We start from the raw sequence: 14,262 nt of genomic DNA, 5'->3' as shown, positions 1-14,262 counted from the left end.
GCCAAGGAGTCACCGAACATGAGCACCGAACGTCGCGTCGTCGTCACCGGACTCGGAGCCACCACCCCGCTCGGTGGGACGATCACCGACACCTGGGACGCGATCCTCGCCGGCACCCCCGGCGCCCGTCCCATGACCGAGGACTGGGTCGAGAAGTACGAGCTCCCCGTCACCTTCGCCGCCACGATCCACACCTCGCCCGAAGAGGTCCTCACCAAGGTCGAGTGCCGCCGGATGGACCCCAGCGCGCAGTACGCCATGGTCGCGTCGCGCGAGGCCTGGGCCGACGCCGGCAGCCCCGAGGTCGACCCCGAACGCTTCATGGTCGCGATCGGCACCGGCATCGGCGGCGTCCACACGCTCCTGACCCAGTGGGACAACCTGCGTGAGAAGGGCGTGCGCCGAGTCTTCCCGCTCGCCGTCCCGATGCTCATGCCCAACACGAGCAGCGGCAACGTCTCGCTCGCCCTCGGCGCGCGGGCAGGGGCGCACACCGCGGTGTCGGCCTGTGCCTCCGGCGCCGAGTCCATGGGCCTGGCCGTCGACCAGATCCTCTCGGGCCGCGCCGACATCGTCATCGCCGGTGGCACCGAGGCAGCGATCCATCCACTGCCCTTCGCCGGCTTCGCCCAGATGCAGGCCCTCTCGACGCGCAACGACGACCCGGCCCACGCCTCCCGGCCCTACGACACCGCCCGCGACGGCTTCGTCATGGGTGAGGGCGCGGCGGTCATCGTCCTCGAGTCCGAGGAGCACGCCCGGGCCCGCGGAGCGCGGATCTACGCCGAGCTGGCACCCGCGGGCATGTCGTCGGACGCCCACCACATCACCGCCCCCGAGCCCGAGGGCGCCGGGGCCTCCCGTGCCATGCGCGAGGCCGTGCAGCGCGCCGGCCTCACCCCCGCGGACATCGTGCACATCAACGCCCACGCCACGTCGACCCCCGTGGGCGATGTCGCCGAGGCCAACGCAATCCGGCGCGCGTTCGGCGACGCCACCGACGGCATGTGCGTCAGCGGCACCAAGTCGATGACCGGCCACCTGCTCGGCGCCGCCGGCGCCCTCGAGGCGCTCTTCACGATTCTCTCCGTGCACCACCGGATCGCCCCGGCCACGATCAACATCGAGAACCTCGACCCCGAGATCTCGCTCGACGTCGTGCGCGGTGAGCACCGCAAGCTCCCCCAGGGCGACATCGCTGCCCTCAACAACTCGTTCGGGTTCGGCGGACACAACGTCGCCCTCGCCGTGAAGAGCATCTGATGGCACACCAGCCGAACGAGGCGTCCGCCACCGCGTCCGCCGCCACCAAGCCCAAGCCCGACCGCGCCACCGACCCGCGCAACCCGCGGCTGCGGCTGGCCGAGTTCTTCGACGAGGGCTCGCTCGAGCTCATCACGCCCGAGGACGACTCCGGCATGCTCGCCGCCGTCGGCACCTGCCAGGGCACGCCCGTGGCCGCCTTCTGCTCCGACGCCACGATCATGGGTGGCGCCATGGGCGTCGCCGGCTGCAAGGTCGTCCTCGCGGCCTACGAGCGGGCGCTGGCGGACGGCATACCGGTCGTCGGCATCTGGCACTCGGGGGGCGCACGCCTGCCCGAGGGCGTCGTGAGCCTGCACGCCGTCGGTGAGGTCTTCGCGATCATGACCCGCGCGTCGGGCAAGATCCCGCAGATCTCGGTCGTCATCGGCGCCGCCGCCGGTGGCGCGGCCTACGGCCCGGCCCTCACCGACATCGTCATCCTCGCGCCCGACGGTCGCATCTTCGTCACCGGACCCGACGTCGTCCGCTCGGTCACCGGTGAGGCGGTCGACGCGCTCCGGCTCGGTGGCCCCGAGCCGCACGGCCGTCGCAGCGGTGTCGTCCACGTCGTCACCGAGTCGACCGAGCAGGCCTACGAGCGCGGCCGTCAGCTGTGCTCGCTGCTCGCCGACCAGGGCACGCTCGACGTCTCCGGCATCGAGGACCTCGACCTCGAGGAGACCTTCCCCGAGTCGGCCAAGCGCGCCTACGACGTGCACCCCGTCGTCGACAACGTCCTCGACAAGGACGCCGACTCGGTCGAGCTGCACCCCCGGTGGGCCCCCAACATCGTCACCCAGCTCGGTCGCTTCGGTGGTCGCACCGTCGGCGTCATCGCCAACAACCCGATGCGCCTCGGCGGCTGCCTCGACTCCCCCAGCGCCGAGAAGGCCGCCCGGTTCGTGCGCATGTGCGACGCGTTCGGCGTGCCGCTCATCGTCCTCGTCGACGTCCCGGGCTACCTGCCCGGCGTGGGCCAGGAGTGGGACGGCGTCGTGCGCCGCGGCGCCAAGCTGCTGCACGCGTTCGCCGAGGCCACCGTGCCCCGCGTGACGCTCGTGACACGCAAGACCTACGGCGGCGCCTACATCGCGATGAACTCGCGCTCGCTCGGCGCCACCAAGGTCTTCGCCTGGCCGACGGCGCACGTCGCGGTGATGGGCTCGGTCGCGGCCATCCGGATCCTGCACCGTCGCCGCCTCGCCGAGGTCGACGACGCCGAGCGCGCGGCCGTCGAGCAGCAGCTCGCCGACGAGCACGACCTCATGTCGGGCGGTCTGGCCCGCGCCGTCGAGATCGGCGTGGTCGACGAGATCGTCGAGCCCACCGCCACCCGCTCGGCTCTGGCCACCGCCATCGCCGAGGCGCCGCAGCGACGCGGGGACCACGGCAACATCCCGCTGTAGCGAGAGCCGCGCGCCCAAGCTTTTGCTCCCCGTGCGGGAACCTTGCGGGTCCGGAGGGAACATGTCCCTCCGGACCCTCAAGGTCTCCTCCGCATGCACCAGCCACCCCGAAGCAGCACGAGGCCCGCTCCCCCTGTACCGGAGCGGGCCTCGCGACGTGTGTGGGTCGTGCAGGTGGTGCGGCGCCTCAGCCGACCTGGTGCAGCCAGCGGACGGGTGCGCCCTCGCCGGCGTAGCGGAACGGCTCGAGCTCGGCGTCCCACTCGGTGCCGAGGACCTCCTCGATCATCTCCTCGATCGCGTCGGGCGAGCCCTGCGCGAGCAGGAGGATCTCCTTGAGGCGCTCCTCGTTGATGACGGCGTCGCCGCTCGCGGAGGTCGTCGTGTGGTGGATGCCCAGGCTCGGGGTGTGCGACCAGCGCGAGCCGTCACAGCCGGCGCTCGGGTCCTCGGTCACCTCGTAGCGCACGCCCTGCCAGCCGCGCAGCGTCGAGGCGATGCGCGCACCGGTGCCCTGCTCACCGATCCACGAGAACTCACCGCGCTTGAGACCGGGCGCGGCAGGCTGCGGGGTCCAGTCGATGGTGACGCGCAAGCCCGTCGCGGACTCGAGCGCCCAGGTGATGTGCGGGCACAGCGCTGCCGGGGCCGAGTGGATGAACACCACTCCCCGGGTCGACACACGTCGCGTTGCGACAGACATCCTGGCCTCCTTGGTGTGCAAGGGACGTCTTCCCCAACGCCGTCGCACGCAGTCTTCGGAGGCGGCAGATGATGTATGCCGGCCAGCTGGCTCTGAGGGCGCACTCCGCGCCGCTGTTTGTCGCCTCACGAGCGAACTCGTGAACCGTGTGCCACATCATGCCGCACAAGCACCACGAACACCACGGGGACACCCCGGTCACTTCTCCCCCAAGTCAAGAGAGCACGACACGCCGTGGCGGGGGCAGTCGCGCGGCATGTCGTGCTACCTCGACCTCGGCGGTCTCGGGTCAGTGGGGCGACTCGGGCTTGAACCGAGGACCGACGGATTATGAGTCCGCTGCTCTGACCGACTGAGCTACCGCCCCTGAAGCGGAGCCGAGCCTACCTGCGGGTGGTGGGCACCCGGCATACCGCGTCGTGGTGCGCCGGAGGACGTTGCGAATCGGTGTCGCATCGGGCCAGTGCACCGTCGTGACCGGCACATGGCGGTAGGTTGCCGCACATGACTGAGCCCCTCGTCGTCCTCAAGGACGTCCAGAAGCACTTCGGCGACCTCCACGTCCTGCGCGACATCAACCTGGAGATCGGCAAGGGAGAGGTCGTCGTCGTCATCGGCCCGTCCGGCTCCGGCAAGTCGACCCTGTGCCGTGCGATCAACCGTCTCGAGACGGTCGAGTCCGGCACCATCACCATCGACGGCAAGGCGCTGCCCGAGGAGGGCAAGGCCCTCGCGCAGCTGCGCGCCGACGTCGGCATGGTCTTCCAGTCGTTCAACCTCTTCGCGCACAAGACGATCCTCGACAACGTCACGCTGGGCCCGATCAAGGTCCGTAAGCAGAAGAAGGCCGATGCCGAGAAGCGCGGCATGGAGCTGCTCGAGCGGGTCGGTGTCGCCCAGCAGGCGCAGAAGTTCCCCGCCCAGCTCTCCGGTGGCCAGCAGCAGCGCGTCGCGATCGCCCGCTCCCTGGCGATGGACCCCAAGGTCATGCTCTTCGACGAGCCGACCTCGGCGCTCGACCCCGAGATGATCAACGAGGTTCTCGACGTCATGGTCGGTCTCGCCAAGGAGGGGATGACGATGATCGTCGTCACCCACGAGATGGGCTTCGCCCGCAAGGCCGCCAACCGCGTCGTCTTCATGGCCGACGGACAGATCGTCGAGGAGAACACCCCCGAGGAGTTCTTCACCCACCCCAAGAGCGACCGGGCCAAGGACTTCCTCGGCAAGATCCTCACCCACTGATGTCAGCACCCAAGCAGGAGGAAAACACATGAAGGTTCGTCAGCTCTGCGTGGTTCTCGCCGCCTCGGCACTCACCCTCGGCCTCGCCGGCTGCGGTGACAGCGCCAACGACAGCGGCTCCGGCTCCGGTGGCGACGCCAGCGGCGGCAGCACCGGCAAGGCCGTGAAGATCGGCATCAAGTTCGACCAGCCCGGTCTCGGCCTCAAGAAGGGCAACGACTACGCCGGTCTCGACGTCGACGTCGCCAAGTACGTCGCCAAGGAGCTCGGTAGCGGCGAGGGCGACATCACGTGGGTCCAGGCCCCCTCCGCGCAGCGCGAGACCCTGATCTCGACCGGCCAGGTCGACATGATCTTCGCGACCTACTCGATCACCGACAAGCGCAAGGAGACCGTCTCCTTCGCCGGCCCGTACTTCGTCGCCGGCCAGGACCTCCTCGTCCGCGGTGACGACAGCTCGATCACCGGCCCCGAGACGCTCACGGGCAAGAAGCTCTGCTCGGTGACCGGCTCCACCTCGGCCCAGAAGGTCAAGGACAAGTACCCCGGCGTCCAGCTCCAGGAGTTCGGCACATACTCCGAGTGCGTCGCGGCCCTCGTCTCCAAGGGCGTCGACGCCCTGACGACGGACAACACGATCCTCGCCGGCTACGCCTCGCAGGACCAGTACAAGGGCAAGCTCAAGGTCGTCGGCAAGACCTTCTCCGAGGAGCGCTACGGCGTCGGCATCAAGAAGGGCGACACCGCCCTCTGCGAGAAGATCAACACCGCCCTCACCAAGATGGTCAGCTCGGGCGACTGGCAGAAGGCCGTCGACGCGAACCTCGGCCCGGCCGGGTTCAAGGTCGACACGGCGGTCAACCCGCCGAAGCCCGACGCCTGCTCCTGACCGGCACCTGACCGGCATCTGACCGGCTCCACGGCGTCTCGGGTATGCCGTCCGCTCACCCGGGCGGACGGCATACCTGAGCCCGCGAACGACGACGACAGCAAGGAAAGGTCCCCTGCATGGGTGAGATCCTGAGCAACTACGACGTGCTGGCTGCCTTCTGGGGCACCATCCAGCTGTCGATCCTCGGGACGGTCGGCGCCATGCTCCTCGGCACCATCGTCGCGATCCTGCGACTCTCCCCGGTGCGGGTCTTCCAGTGGATCGGCACCTGGTACGTCAACACGTTCCGCAACACCCCGCTCACGCTGCTCATGGTCTTCAGCATCCTCGGGCTGAGCTTCATCCTCGGGATCCAGCTGAACACCACCGACGTCAGCAGCAACGTCTTCCGCTGGGCCGTCGTGATGCTGTCGGTCTACCACGGCGCCTTCATCTGCGAGGCGCTGCGCTCCGGCGTCAACACCGTGCCGGCGGGCCAGGCCGAGGCGGCGCGCGCGATCGGCCTGACCTTCGGGCAGAGCATGCAGCATGTCCTGCTGCCGCAGGCCTTCCGCGGCTCGGTCGCCCCCATCGGGTCCACGATCATCGCGCTCATCAAGAACAGCACCGTGGCGCAGGTCATCGGCGCCGGGGAGGCCGCCAACCTCATGTCGACGATCATCGAGAACGAGGGAAGCCGGTTCAGCGTGTTCCTCATCTTCGCCATCGGCTTCGTCATCCTCACCCTGCCCCTCGGGCTGCTCTTCACGAGCATGTCCCGTCGACTGGCGGTGAAGCGATGAGCGCGCAGTCCGTCCTCTTCGACGCACCGGGACCCAGGGCGCGCCGTCGGCACGCGATCCTCGCGGCCGTGGGTGCAGTCATCGCCCTCGTGGCGCTGTACTTCGTCGTCCGCAAGATGCAGGAGGCCAACCAGCTCCAGGGCTACATGTGGGAGCCGTTCCTCACCGACCGGTCGGTCTGGCGCGACTACCTCCTCAAGGGCCTCTGGGGCACCATCAAGGCCGCGCTCATCTCGATCGTCTTCGCGGGCGTGTTCGGGTTGCTGTTCGGTGTGGGCCGGCTCTCGACGATCCGTCCGGTGAGGTGGATCTGCGGCGTCGTCGTCGAGTTCTTCCGCGCCGTCCCCGTGCTGATCATGATGATCTTCGCGTTCGGCGTCTACACCCGCAACGGCGTCTTCGCCAACGACATCAACCCCCTCGCCGCCGTGGTCACGGCCCTCACCCTCTACAACGGTGCGGTCATCGCCGAGCTCGTCCGCTCGGGTGTCTACTCCCTGCCCAAGGGACAGGGCGAGGCCGGGCTCTCCGTCGGCCTCACGACTGGACAGGTGCTGCGCTCGATCCAGCTCCCGCAGGCCCTCACGGCCATGCTGCCGGCGCTCATCGGCCAGTTCGTGACGATCCTCAAGGACTCGGCACTGGGGACGGCCATCACCTACACCGAGCTGCTCACGTGGTCCAAGACGCTCGGGTCGGCTTTCACCAACACGGTGCCGGCCTACATCGTCGCCGCCATCCTGTTCATCACGATGAACTACCTGCTCTCCCGGCTGGCTGTCACGGTCGAGAAGCGGCTCAACCGCCGTGGCAAGACGGCAGGCGGGGCGCACGCCACCCCTGCTCCCCTGCCCGGCGCGGCCGCCGCCGACTGACGCCGCCGACGCAGAGCGGCGACAGTCCGCCGAGCAGCGACGACGAAGGGCCCGGATCCGTCACGGATCCGGGCCCTTCGTCGTTGTCTCGTATACCTAGACCAGTCGGGCGCTGGCTCGGGCGGGATCCGCTCCGGAGACGGTCGTGCGAACCTGCCCGTGCTCGCCGTACCAGTCCACGAGCAGGATGGTCGCGTCGTCGCGCAGGTCCTCACCGGTCTCGTCGAGGATGCTGTCGGCGAGGTAGCGCGCGGCCTCACGGGGGTGCAGGTCGCGAGTGCGTGCGATGACGCCGGCCAGGTCGAGCCCGGCCGCGCTGCGCTCGAGCATGCCGTCGGTGACGAAGACCAGGCGGTCACCCGGCTCGAGCGTGAGGCTCGTGGCGCGGTAGGACGTCTCGGTGAACAGCCCGAAGGGCAGGTCCGCGGGCAGGTCGAGCGACCGCACCTCGTCACCGCGGGCGAGATAGGGCGGGACGTGGCCGGCGTTGACGAGCTCGAGGACGCCGGTGTTGAGGTCGAGGCGTCCGACGATGCCGGTGACGTAGTCGTCGAGCGTCTTGTCGATGGCGTGCGCGACCAGCGAGGCGTTGGTCGAGGCGGCCTGCTCGAGGAGCGAGGCGCCACGACGCCGCGCACCACGGAGCCCGCCCACACAGAGGGTCGCGGTGAGCGCGGCCGCGACACCGTGACCCATCGCGTCGGTCACCGAGAGGTGGAGGTGGTCGCGGGCCAGGCTGTAGTCGAAGGTGTCGCCGGCGATGTCGCTGGCCGGCTCGAGCCACGCCGAGAGCGTGAACGCACCGGCCTCGCACGTGCGGGACGCGGGGAGCAGCCGCTGCTGGATCTCGGCGGACAGGCTGGACGGACGGCTGCGCTGCCCCCACTCGAAGAGGTCGGTGTGCCGCCGGTTGGCGATGACGACGAACGCGAGGAAGTGCGCCATCTGGGCGATGCGCTCCTTCGTGTCAGCGCCCGGCTCCTCGCGCAGCAGCATCTCGAGCACGCCGATGACCTCGCCGCGTTCGGTGATGGGCGCGAGGAGGGTCCAGGCTCCCGCCGTCTCACCTCCAGCGCCCTCGGGCGGGACGACCTGGACGGTCTGCGTCCGGACGGCCTGCTCGGTCGGCCCGCCGTCGAAGGGCAGGACCGTGGCGCGCTCCCGGGCCTCGCCGCGCTCGCCGGATGCGGTCACGCGGGCCAACACCGAGTCCGCGAGGGGCACGTGCGTGAGGCGGACCAGGGCGCGCCCGGACAGGTCGGCGATGAGGAAGGACACCTCCGTCGCACCGAACGCCCGGCCGAGCTCGCGCGTCACCGTCTCGAGTGCCTCCACCGGGGAAGCCGCCTCCGCCGCATCGAGCAAGCGCTCCAACCTTCCCGAGTACATCTCATCAAACACTCCGGCAGCATAGGTCAGCCGCAGGCCACTGCACGCCCTCGAGGGCCACGACGCGCAGGACGAGGTGCTGGGGCATCGCCGCAGGTGGGGGCTCGAAAACGCGAGAGCCGGACCCACAGGTCGTGGCTCCGGCTGTCGCGGACGTCGGACGACATCCGGTTGCTCCCCCGGTTGGACTCGAACCAACAACCTGCCGATTAACAGTCGGCTGCTCTGCCAATTGAGCTACAGGGGAACGCAGGTCGGTCAGTGATGACTGACGCACGTGGCGTGCCGCGGGCGGCGCGCTGCGCAACGATAGCAAAGGGTGGGGCCAGTCACGAAAACGGCTCCCGCGGCCCCGGCCGGGGCCTGCAGGTCAGTCGAGACCGACCTGCTCGCGGAGCCGGTCGAGCGCCGCGCGGGTCTCGTCACGCACCCCGGGATCGGTGGACCGCACTCCCCTGCCGAGGATCGTCTGACCGAGCAGCGCCTGCGTCGCGAGGTCCTTGCGGACGACGACGCGCGCCCGCCGCTTCGACCCGAGGTCCACCTCGTCGGAGAGCACGACGGTCGCCTGGACCCGCTCGCGCAGCACCTGGGGGAACGTCGAGGGCAGCTCGACCTCCCACACCGACGCCGGCGCCTTGTCGACCCACTGGACGGTGAGCTGACGGGTCTGGTCGTCCCAGGAGCCCGTGTCGACCATGTGCCACGGACGCTCGAGGACCACGTCACCGGAGCGGACGGCATACACGTGGGTCGTCGTCGCGACGAGGTCCGCGCCGGAACGCTCGTCGCGCGCGACGCTCAGCACGACACGTGCGCGGTCACCCAGGACCGACGACACCTCGTCGGGCACGTCCGGGCCGCGTCGGCCCAGCCGGCCGAAGAGCCTCATGAGGTGAGCCGGTCGCGCAGACGGGCCCGGCTCATCTCGAGCTCGATGAGCTGGCGGGAGCGTTCACGGATGGCCTCCGGTGCGGGTTCGGGTGAGTTCTGGAGCCGGCGGATGGCGGCCGTCTCGTCGGCGATCTGGCGGCTCAGCCCGGCGTCGTGGACGCCGATGACGAGCGAGTCGAGGTAGCGCTGCGGCGGGAGCCCGGTCGTTGGGTCGACCCGGGTCGGCAGCGGCGCGACGGAGAGCTCGGCGAGCAGCCCACGCACGGCCAGCGGCCCAGCCTCGGCGACGGCCGAGGTCCACCCCGCCGTCGAGAGCTGCGAGGCGCGCGCGGCGACCGTGCGGATGCCGTCGAAGATCGCCGCGTGGGCCGGCGCCGTGAAGGCGACCGACGGCAGCGCGTCGATGGTCTCGGTGCTGAAGCGGGTGGGGTACTGGAGCAGCGCCTGGAGCAGCTGGCGCTCGGTCATGACGACGGGGTCGCGCAGGTTGGGCGCGGGCATGGCCGCCATCCCCTCCTGGGCGTTGGGCTCGGGCACGTCGTCGGTGGACGCGGGCGTGCGGTCACCCGGCCGCCCCGAGGGGCCCTCGGTCGCCTCGCGCGCCTTGACCCGTCCGGCGCGCTGCACCTCGCTGCGCACCTGCTCGACCTCGACCCCGAGCATGCCGGCGACGGTGCGGATGTACTCGGGGCGCAGGGAGGAGTCGCGGATCGAGTTGATGATCGGCGCCACCGCCTGCATCGCCTGGACCCGCCCCTCGGCGGTCTCGAGGTCGAAGCGCTTGATCGTCGTCCGGACCGCGAACTCGAACATCGGGACGGCGTCCTCGACGAGCGCCTTGACCGCCTCGTCGCCCTTGGCCAGTCGCAGGTCGCACGGGTCCATGCCGTCGGGCGCGACGGCGACGAACGACTGCGAGGCCCACCGCTGGTCCTCGCCGAACGCCTTCATCGCGGCCTTCTGGCCGGCGGCGTCGCCGTCGAAGGTGAAGATCACCTTGGCCGGCGCACCGTCGGCCTCGTCGCGCATGATGCGTCGCAGGATCTTGATGTGGTCCAGCCCGAACGCCGTGCCGCAGGTCGCCACGGCGCCCTCGACACCGGACAGCTGGGCGGCCATGACGTCGGTGTAGCCCTCGACGATGACGGCCTGGCGCTCGCTGGCGATCGACTTCTTCGCCGCGTCGAGGCCGTAGAGGACCATCGACTTCTTGTAGATGGGGGTCTCGGAGGTGTTGAGGTACTTCGCAGCGATCCGGTCGTCGTCGAGGAGGCGTCGCGCACCGAACCCGACGGTGTCGCCCGTGACGTCGCGGATCGGCCAGACGAGCCGGCCGCGGAAGCGGTCGTAGAGGCCGCGGCTCCCCCGCCCGCTCAGACCGGCGGTGACCATCTCGTCCTCGGTGAAGCCCTTCTCGCGCAGGTGCCGCGTGAGCTCCTCACCACCACGGGGCGCGAAGCCCATGCCGAACTTCTCGGCGACCTTGCGGTCGAACCCGCGGTCGCGCATGAAGTCGCGCCCGGGCCTCGCGTCGGGCCGGTCGACGAGGATCGAGGCATAGAACTCCTCGGCCACGCGGTGCGCCTCGATGAGCCGCGAGCGCCGGCCGATGCCACCCTCGGTGCGGGGACCGCCGCCCTCCTCGTAGCGCAGCTCCATGCCGATCTTGGCCGCGAGTCGCTCGACCGACTCGGCGAACGTCAGGTGCTCGACCTTCTGCACGAACGAGATGACGTCGCCGCCCTCGCCGCAGCCGAAGCAGTGGTAGGCGCCGACGGCCGGGCGCACCGTGAACGACGGGGTCTTCTCGTCGTGGAACGGGCACAGCCCCTTGAGCGAGCCGACACCGCCAGGACGCAGCGTCACGTGGTCGCGCACGACGTCCTCGATCGAGGACCGCTCCTTGACGGACTGCACGTCGTCAGCGTTGATCCGCCCCGCCACGCGCGCCTCCCGTCCTCGTGTGCACCAGTGAGGGCTTCAGTATGCCGCGTGCTCCGGAGGGCGGTGGCGGCATGTCCCCAGAGGCTGCCTCAGCACCACCGTCGGTGCAGGTCCAGGGCACGGACGTCGGTGAGCGAGGCCACTTGGTCGACGACCACCCGCAGGGCCGCGCCGTCGTCCGGGGCGGCCTCGTGGTCGGCGAGCAGGTCGGCGTCGAGGCGCGTCGGGTCCTTCCGGTAGGCGCCGACGAGGTCCGCGATGACCTCGCGCTCACCCGCCATGAGCTCGACGCGCTCGGCGGCGTTCATGACGAAGTGCGCCGCGACCGCCTTGAGCACGGCGACCTCGGCGCGGGTCGCGACCGGGACGACGAGGTCGGCCTCGTGGCGCACCAGCGCACCGGCGCCGTGTCGGTCACGGGTCGCCGCCTCGACCGAGTGCACGAACCGGCCGATGACCCGTGACGTCATGTCCTTGAGGAGGGCGAGGTCGCTGCGCGTGCCCGCGTATGCCGTGGGCACGGTCCCCGTGGCAAGGATGCGTTCCAGCGCGGCGCCGAGGGCGTCGCGGCTGAGGTCCGAGGCGTAGGTCGCCGTCGCCACGTCGAGGACGGCGTCGACGTCGGAAGTGTCGCGCAGCCGGCGGGGGTCCAGACGGCCCGACGCGATGGCGTCCTCGACGTCGTGCACCGAGTAGGCGACGTCGTCGGACCAGTCCATGACCTCGGCCTCGAACGCCCGGCGTCCGGGGGTGGCACCCTCCCGGAACCACGCGAAGACCGGGAGGTCGTCGGCATAAACCCCGAACTTCGCGGAGCCAGCGAGCTCGCCACGCGGCCACGGGTACTTCGTCGTGGCGTCGAGCGAGGCCCGGGTGAGGTTGAGGCCGGCCGGGCGACCGTCGGCCTGGAACCGCTTGGGCTCGAGGCGGGTGAGGATCCGCAGCGTCTGCGCGTTGCCCTCGAACCCGCCGATGTCGGCCGCGACCTCGTTGAGCGCCGTCTCGCCGTTGTGACCGAACGGCGGGTGGCCGAGGTCGTGCGCGAGGCAGGCGGTGTCGACGACGTCGGCGTCGCAGCCGAGCGCGGCGCCGAACTCCCGGCCGATCTGGGCCACCTCGAGGCTGTGCGTGAGGCGGTTGCGGATGAAGTCGTCGCTGCCCGGCTGGAGCACCTGGGTCTTGGCGGACAGTCGTCGCAGCGAGGCCGAGTGGACCAGCCGGGCCCGGTCGCGGGCGAAGTCGTCACGGTCGGCACGCTTGTGCGCCGGGTCCTCGGCGACCCAGCGCTCCCGGTCGCGGGCGGTGTACGTCACGCGCACGACACTAGAGGGTGCGGCCCCGCCCGCTTAGGGTTGCTCCTGCGCGGGGCAAGGAGCCGGGCGCCGACGACGACCCAGGGAGTGAGGTGGCGGTGCGCACACGTCTGGCACGGGTGGCCGCTGGCGCGGTCGCCCTCACCTTCGTGGTGTCCGCCTGCTCGGACGACGGCAGCGGCGACGACGGCTCCGGTGACGGTGCGACGTCGTCGACGAGCACGCCGCGCCGGGCCAAGCCCTCGGACACGACCGCACCCATCAAGGACGCGGCCCTGGCCGCCGGCTCGGTCGTCGTCACGCGCACGACGACCTCGGGCAGCGACGCGGACGACACGACCCACGAGGAGATCGAGGTCGAGCTCACCGAGCCGCCCTCGGGCCGGGTGCTCCACGTCGGCGAGGAGATCTGGACGCTCGACGTCGTCGACGGTGTCGGCTACCTCAAGGACCAGACCGCCCGGAAGTCGAACAACCGCTGGACCAGGCTGTCCGCCGCCGAGACCACCGAGCGGCTCGAGGACGTCACGCTCGACGGTCTGCTCGGCCACCTCGACAACGCCACCAAGGTCACGAAGACCGAGAAGGCCACGGTGGCCGCGCAGGCCGCCACCTGCCACACCCTCGCGCTCGGGCCCGACCCGGACGCCGACGCCGGTGACGGTCCGCCGCCGCAGTCGGCACGCATCTGCGTCGACGGCGACCGGCGCCCCCTCGAGCTCGTCGTCACCGCCGGCGACGAGGTCACGACGTCGGTCTTCACCGGGTGGGGCTCGGCGGTCGAGGCGATCGCGCCGCCGCCCAACCTCGTCGGGAAGGGCTAGGCGCCGGCGTCCTGCGTGGACGCCGTCCCTCCTGTCGACGCCGCTGCGGCTGCCGCTGCAGCCCGCTCGACCCACTTGGGCGTCGTGCCGTAGCGCTGGCTGGGGATGAGGCGCCCGTGTGCGCTGTCGTCGATGAGCTGCACCAGCCGGGACTCGCGCGTCTCCTCGCGCTTGGCCGTGGCGACCCAGTTCTCCGCGACGTTGCGGTAGGACGGCGTCGCGACCTCCCAGAACGCCGCGGCCGCGGGGTCGGCGAGCAGCCGGGCGCGCTGGTCGTCACCGAGCCGCTGACGGGTCTCGTAGGAGTAGCCGCTCAGCTCGGGCTTGCGCCGCTCGAACACTGCGAGACCGGCAGGACGCATGAGACCCGCCGCGGTGAGCCGCTCGACGTGCGCGATGTTGACCGCGCTCCAGACGCTCGACGACTTGCGCGGCGTCCACCGCTGGCGGCGCGAGTCCTCGTCGATGGTCTGCGAGACGCTGTCGATCCAGCCGAAGCACAGGGCCTCGGGCACGGCGTCCTCCCACGTGAGGCCGCGGTCGGGCACGTGCTTCTTGTGCAGCCCCATCCACAGCTCGGTGGCGCTCTCGTGGTTGGCCTCGAGCCAGGCCCGGAACTCGGCCGCGTCGCGGAAGAAGACCGCGGGGCGCTCTGCGGAACCACCCGGCATACCGATCTGTCCCATGGAC

At 70.7% G+C, this 14,262-nt stretch carries 13 protein-coding genes and 2 tRNA genes; 7 read left to right on the top strand and 8 right to left on the bottom strand.

Annotated elements, in window-relative coordinates; all coding sequences use genetic code 11:
* The first annotated feature begins 18 nt into the window (after positions 1-18).
* On the top strand, positions 19-1,263 hold the full coding sequence (gene fabF / locus KLO01_RS14915; protein ID WP_147066546.1) for a beta-ketoacyl-ACP synthase II: 1,245 nt from the start codon (positions 19-21) through the stop codon (positions 1,261-1,263).
* The gene (locus KLO01_RS14910) at positions 1,263-2,711 is read left to right on the top strand and encodes an acyl-CoA carboxylase subunit beta (RefSeq protein ID WP_147066531.1); all 1,449 of its coding nucleotides are present in this window, start codon (positions 1,263-1,265) and stop codon (positions 2,709-2,711) included. The genes fabF and KLO01_RS14910 overlap by 1 nt, the downstream gene beginning before the upstream one ends.
* A 187-nt stretch (positions 2,712-2,898) precedes the next feature.
* On the opposite strand, the gene KLO01_RS14905 is transcribed toward KLO01_RS14910, so the two are convergent.
* Positions 2,899-3,414 (bottom strand): DUF3145 domain-containing protein, encoded by a 516-nt coding sequence (locus KLO01_RS14905; RefSeq protein WP_147066529.1) that lies wholly within the window; start codon positions 3,412-3,414, stop codon positions 2,899-2,901.
* A 293-nt stretch (positions 3,415-3,707) separates the two neighbouring features.
* Positions 3,708-3,781: transfer RNA gene (locus tag KLO01_RS14900), tRNA-Ile, on the bottom strand.
* 137 nt (positions 3,782-3,918) lie between these two features.
* Here KLO01_RS14900 and KLO01_RS14895 point away from each other — a divergent pair.
* The 4 genes from KLO01_RS14895 (at position 3,919) to KLO01_RS14880 (ending at position 7,208) form a co-directional block, all read left to right on the top strand.
* Positions 3,919-4,659: an amino acid ABC transporter ATP-binding protein gene (locus KLO01_RS14895; protein WP_147066527.1), complete on the top strand. Its 741-nt coding sequence runs from the start codon at positions 3,919-3,921 to the stop codon at positions 4,657-4,659.
* Between the two features lie 28 nt (positions 4,660-4,687).
* Positions 4,688-5,548, top strand: a complete 861-nt coding sequence (locus KLO01_RS14890; protein ID WP_147066525.1) for a glutamate ABC transporter substrate-binding protein — start codon at positions 4,688-4,690, stop codon at positions 5,546-5,548.
* Positions 5,549-5,667: 119 nt separating this feature from the next.
* Positions 5,668-6,333, top strand: coding sequence for an amino acid ABC transporter permease (locus KLO01_RS14885; RefSeq protein ID WP_147066523.1), 666 nt, complete (start codon positions 5,668-5,670; stop codon positions 6,331-6,333).
* Positions 6,330-7,208 (top strand): amino acid ABC transporter permease, encoded by an 879-nt coding sequence (locus KLO01_RS14880; RefSeq protein WP_147066521.1) that lies wholly within the window; start codon positions 6,330-6,332, stop codon positions 7,206-7,208. Before KLO01_RS14885 ends, KLO01_RS14880 begins: the two co-directional genes overlap by 4 nt.
* A 96-nt stretch (positions 7,209-7,304) precedes the next feature.
* Here the strand turns inward: KLO01_RS14880 and KLO01_RS14875 are convergent, their stop codons facing one another.
* From KLO01_RS14875 to KLO01_RS14855, 5 genes are all read right to left on the bottom strand, one after another.
* Positions 7,305-8,543: a PP2C family protein-serine/threonine phosphatase gene (locus KLO01_RS14875; protein ID WP_222611991.1), complete on the bottom strand. Its 1,239-nt coding sequence runs from the start codon at positions 8,541-8,543 to the stop codon at positions 7,305-7,307.
* A gap of 228 nt (positions 8,544-8,771) precedes the next feature.
* Positions 8,772-8,844, bottom strand: a tRNA-Asn gene (locus KLO01_RS14870).
* A gap of 123 nt (positions 8,845-8,967) precedes the next feature.
* Positions 8,968-9,489: a hypothetical protein gene (locus KLO01_RS14865; RefSeq protein WP_147066518.1), complete on the bottom strand. Its 522-nt coding sequence runs from the start codon at positions 9,487-9,489 to the stop codon at positions 8,968-8,970.
* Positions 9,486-11,435, bottom strand: a complete 1,950-nt coding sequence (gene dnaG / locus KLO01_RS14860; RefSeq protein WP_147066516.1) for a DNA primase — start codon at positions 11,433-11,435, stop codon at positions 9,486-9,488. The genes KLO01_RS14865 and dnaG overlap by 4 nt, the downstream gene beginning before the upstream one ends.
* An 89-nt stretch (positions 11,436-11,524) precedes the next feature.
* Positions 11,525-12,748 (bottom strand): deoxyguanosinetriphosphate triphosphohydrolase, encoded by a 1,224-nt coding sequence (locus KLO01_RS14855; RefSeq protein WP_147066514.1) that lies wholly within the window; start codon positions 12,746-12,748, stop codon positions 11,525-11,527.
* A 98-nt stretch (positions 12,749-12,846) separates the two neighbouring features.
* On the opposite strand from KLO01_RS14855, the gene KLO01_RS14850 reads away from it, so the two are divergent.
* On the top strand, positions 12,847-13,572 hold the full coding sequence (locus KLO01_RS14850) for a hypothetical protein (RefSeq protein ID WP_147066512.1): 726 nt from the start codon (positions 12,847-12,849) through the stop codon (positions 13,570-13,572).
* Here KLO01_RS14850 and KLO01_RS14845 read toward each other — a convergent pair.
* Entirely contained in the window at positions 13,569-14,258 is a 690-nt protein-coding gene (locus KLO01_RS14845) for a YdeI/OmpD-associated family protein (RefSeq protein WP_147066510.1), read from the bottom strand. The two genes, KLO01_RS14850 and KLO01_RS14845, sit on opposite strands and share 4 nt — an antisense overlap.
* Positions 14,259-14,262 lie beyond the last annotated feature (4 nt).

Source organism: Knoellia locipacati (assembly GCF_007992835.1).
GTDB lineage: Bacteria > Actinomycetota > Actinomycetes > Actinomycetales > Dermatophilaceae > Knoellia > Knoellia locipacati.
The sequence above is the reverse complement of the archived record's forward strand: the minus strand, read 5'-3'. Positions and strand labels throughout refer to the sequence as shown.